Below are 4,331 nucleotides of genomic sequence, written 5' to 3' on the forward strand. Positions count from 1 at the left end.
AGCCTCATTTAATACCTCACCAAGCAGATTTTTTGTAAATTCAGTCTCCTCTCTTGAGTAAACAATAAATGGCTTTATCGAATCCGGAGAAGTTACCTCGGGTGATATGCGATTAACGACTAAAGCGGTAATGGCTGCATTACTCGATAAGAGCGTATAAATTTGATCTTCTAAATTCATGGTTTTGTATTTCCAGTGCTATTAACTTGATCAAACCAGCTCGATAATTTCATTTCAAATGCACCTAATGCCTCAGGCAGCTTCTCAGATGCATTTTGTAAAAATGAGAATGGAAGAATTCTTCCAACTACAAATTTACGAATACGCTTTGTTTTATTAGACATTTTGTAAAAAACATTTCTTTTTCTACCAAATTCAAGCCATTGCCAGTAGTAAGGATCTTTATCAGAGTCCTTTCCTCGCTGACTTTCTTTTACTAATACGCCCTTTTTATAAACAGCGCCTTTTGCCGGCCTGACATTGACAAATACACCAACGTCACCGGATCTAGTGGCAATTTTGCTTGTTCTTACAACAATTGATTTTCTAAGTGTTCCGACTTTTCTATTTAATCTGTTTGATTTTAATAATGGGGCATATCTTCGTGCTTCATCACGAATAATTGTTGCTCCTGAAACTAGAGCTTGACGAAATACTTTTCTACGCAATGATCTTGGAATATCAGCTAATTTTTGCTTGAGCTCATCTAAACCCTCAATTCGGAGTGTTTGACTAGCCATTGACTGGTAGCCCTACTGCTAGATTAGTCGAAACCATTAAATAGGTATATTGCTTATCAGTTTGATCTAAATCCACAATCTGCCACTGTTTACCCTCATAGCTGATCCGCCAAGTAGCTTGAATATTCTGATATTTACGAATTTGAACTCTCAATACGACCTCACCAAGCACTTGACTAGCGGCAAAAAAGGTATTGCCTTTTAAATGGTTTACAGAGGCCCATACGGACTTATCTAAAGTAAAGCTCACTATCTCTTGGCCAACGCTATCACGCGTTACTACAGGCTCTAAGAGGCTAATTCTGCGATTTAAATTGCCAGAGGCCATCTTAAAACTTTCGATAAGGCAATAGGAGGTTTTCCGCTGCCGGGTTTTGATACAGCTCTTTAATTACATGCATTTCTCGGTTTTCGTACAAATCACCCACAATCAATAGCACTGCCGCTTGAACTGGATATGGAAAAACAGAGAATGGCTCATCTTTGGTATCGCAAAAATCATTAACGTACTGCTCAGCCGCATCTAAATAAAGCTGAATTTCAGTATCTTCATCATTGCCATCGACTTTGATATGCTTTTTAACAAGATCAAGACTGAGGATGGACATAATTTTTGCCTTTACGTTTTACTTTAGTCACGGTTTTTTGAGCTGTTTCAGTTGCCTCAACCGATGGAGGATTCTCAATATATTTAGCAGCCTTGCAATCATTGACAAGGTGCTCAGCAAATGCGGCATTTGTTCTTAAAATATCACCGGATTCTAGGGTGCCATACTGGCTAGTTACGACAGTACTAGTAATTTTTAACAAACACAGCTTCATTTTTGAACCTTTTTAATAACTACCTTTAATGGAGAACCCCCTTAAATCGAATGATCTAAGGGGGTTAACTAACTACCTATTAAGCTGGAGTTAAATCACCAATACGAACAGCAGAAGGACGCTCAGTTGCCAAGGCAAGGCGGCGCTCAGCGCGGATCGTAATGAGGTTTTTGGTGAAGTTATCGCTATCGGAATCAGACATTTCGACAGTAACGCCTTCACGATTGTGGATCATGTAAGCTTGACCAAACGCACCTACTGCCACTTGATCAACAGTCATTCCTACAGATTCAATGACAGGAACACCAAATAAGCGAGCTTGACCAGCATCAGTAACGCTATACAAAGTGTGGCCAGCGGCAGTTGTGAATAAATCAATTTCAATATCTGCCCAATCTGATGGATTTAACAAGATGGCATCTACTGGATAACCAGCAACCTTGCTTGCTGCAATCATCTTGCGAATCAACACGAGTTTTTTCAATGTAGTGCCAAGAGCTGCATCAGCAATACCATGAGCGGTAAAGTTACCAGCGTCCAAAATACCAGAAATATTAGGAGTAGTACCATCACCGGAAACTAATTGAGTTTCTACTTTACGATTTACTCCGTAAACCATACGAGCATTTACGTAAGCGGCCAAGGCAACATTATCAGATGCTAATTGACGGCTAATTTTGATCCAATGAGCAACAGTGGATACAGGCATATTTACCAATGTAAATGTAATTGCAGACTCAGCTTTTGAAGCGCCTTCAGCAGCTTCAGCAGCATTGTTTGTAAAGGCATTTTCCTTTGTAAACTCAATAGCATTACTTGTGGTTGGAACGCTTGGCAAGAATGATTCGAGCGTCAATGGCTGAACAGCGCCACCAACAATGCCAGGCATGCGAGCTGGAGCAACGTTAGTATCTGAACCAGTCAAAGTATTTTTTAACTCAACGCGCATTTTGGCGAGTCGGCCACCAGCAAATTCGCTGTATTGAGCAGATTTTACAAATTGCTCACCCCAAGACTCATCGGCTTTTTTGCCATCATTGAATTGCACGCCTTTTTGCTCGATTTGTGTCAAGCGGTCTGCAAATTCACGTTGCTGATTACCAATGTTTTCCAAGGCAGTTTTAGTATCTTCAGATACTTTGCCATAGGCTTTTTGCTCTTCGTCCGCCTTAGTGGACATGGCTCTTAATTTTGCTTCTAGAGAGTCTAAGCTCTTCATTACGGCTGCTTGATCCATTTTTATTTCCTTAAAAAAGTTTTTAGCAATAAAAAACCGCCCGAAGGCGGCCAATTAATAAATTTTTGTGGGTTACGCAATCAACTTATTGATGCGATCCACAATCAATGCGTTTAATTTCGCATCAGCTAATTCTTCTGAAGAATCCCTCTCCATCAAAATAGCTTTTACGCGGGAAACAATCGCCATTGATTCCCATTTGCCAAGCCCTGAATCCCTCAGCAGCTTTTCAATATCACGCTCGGTTTTGCACTCAGGCAAAAGCAATTCAAAATCGATGTTTTTAACGCTATTTAAATCAATGCGCGCAGCGCTATCAGCGGGGAATACCACCGGAGAAATCTCCATGAGGTTTGACCACTTGCTAATGATTCTTCCGCCATTGTCTGACTCGGTATAGTCCCCTGCTTTTAAATAGCCGCCAACCGACAGGCCATCAATCGTGCCATGCTTTAATGAGGCAAAAACATCTTTTGCTAGAGAGACATCAGGCGTAAGCTCTCCCTCAACATAAAGACCAATATCATCTTCCTTGGCCGTTACCCACTTACCAATGGGCATATGCCAATCATGATTAAAAAACATTTTTGGGGTGCCATTTTTAACCAGCGTTTCAGCAAAAGCACCCTTCAGAATAGTGTCGCCATAACTATCGACACCATCCCATTTTGAGGCGTAGCCACCGAATACTCCACGGTCCTCGGTGATTTTTAATTGAACGTCAGTTAGCGATAGGGTTTTGCGTAGCAGCATTGCCGCCTCCATTAGTAATTTTGCCAAGCATATCGAGCGGAGCTAGATTTGTTTGAGCAGTTAATTGATCTGCGTTGTCTATTGGGGGTAGATTTTCTAATTGACGGCACTCATTGCGAGTCATGATGCCGTTTTGAACATTTTTGGAATACAACTCAGCGCGGTCTTTTGCATTACCCCGTAAAAGAGCATCAAAGCTAATCTCGGCGCTCATCGTAGCGCGTTGCTTACTGGTCATGACGCGCTTGCGGACAGACTGCTCAATACTGACAAGCATAGGGCGAATAGTGAGCTTATGAAAGCCATCGACAATCTGCTCAATGCCAGTGCCCCAGGTCGTTACATTGGCATGGTGAACAAGAATTGGAGGAACATCAAACCAACGGCAAATTTCTTCAACAGAAAAACGGCGAGTCTCGAGTAATTGCTGATCTTCGGGACTAATGGAAAGTTGCTGATACTTCATGGCAGCCTCTAAAACATAGAGGCGGGAATCTGATCCGGATTGCATTTCAGCAAAACGGCTTTGTAATGCAAGGCGCTGATCTTGGGATAGCACATTATCTGTCATCAATACGCCTGTAGGCTTTCCGCTATTACCAAAAATCTTACTTGCGGAGTTTTGAGCGGCTGCAGATTCATTAACTGTAGCCTGCATAAATTCTAATTTTTGTAGGCCGGTAGTGCCATTGCCTAGGCCGCGCAAATGTAAAACGTTTTCTTCAGCTAAGGCAATAACATCATTATTAATGCGATAGAGATAGACCAATGAGCCATCA

Annotated in this window: 8 protein-coding genes; all 8 read right to left on the reverse strand. The window is 41.6% G+C overall.

All coding sequences use genetic code 11. From position 1 onward, the window contains the following. Positions 1–180 (reverse strand): hypothetical protein (locus B7X71_RS12525; RefSeq protein WP_293600902.1); only part of this gene is annotated, 180 nt, incomplete at its 3' end. After that, positions 177–740: an HK97-gp10 family putative phage morphogenesis protein gene (locus B7X71_RS12530; RefSeq protein WP_293600903.1), complete on the reverse strand. Its 564-nt coding sequence runs from the start codon at positions 738–740 to the stop codon at positions 177–179. The genes B7X71_RS12525 and B7X71_RS12530, both read right to left, overlap by 4 nt. Continuing rightward, complete coding sequence (locus B7X71_RS12535; protein ID WP_293600904.1) at positions 733–1,068, reverse strand: phage head closure protein; 336 nt, start codon at positions 1,066–1,068, stop codon at positions 733–735. The genes B7X71_RS12530 and B7X71_RS12535 overlap by 8 nt, the downstream gene beginning before the upstream one ends. 1 nt (position 1,069) lies before the next feature. After that, on the reverse strand, positions 1,070–1,348 hold the full coding sequence (locus tag B7X71_RS12540; protein WP_293600905.1) for a head-tail connector protein: 279 nt from the start codon (positions 1,346–1,348) through the stop codon (positions 1,070–1,072). After that, positions 1,329–1,562, reverse strand: coding sequence for a hypothetical protein (locus tag B7X71_RS12545; RefSeq protein ID WP_293600906.1), 234 nt, complete (start codon positions 1,560–1,562; stop codon positions 1,329–1,331). The genes B7X71_RS12540 and B7X71_RS12545 overlap by 20 nt, the downstream gene beginning before the upstream one ends. Positions 1,563–1,641: 79 nt before the next feature. Beyond that, complete coding sequence (locus tag B7X71_RS12550; protein WP_293600907.1) at positions 1,642–2,799, reverse strand: phage major capsid protein; 1,158 nt, start codon at positions 2,797–2,799, stop codon at positions 1,642–1,644. 72 nt (positions 2,800–2,871) lie between these two features. After that, positions 2,872–3,552, reverse strand: coding sequence for an HK97 family phage prohead protease (locus B7X71_RS12555; protein WP_293600908.1), 681 nt, complete (start codon positions 3,550–3,552; stop codon positions 2,872–2,874). Beyond that, positions 3,521–4,331 (reverse strand): phage portal protein (locus B7X71_RS12560; protein WP_293600909.1); only part of this gene is annotated, 811 nt, incomplete at its 5' end. The genes B7X71_RS12560 and B7X71_RS12555, both read right to left, overlap by 32 nt.

It is taken from the genome of Polynucleobacter sp. 39-46-10, assembly GCF_002282275.1.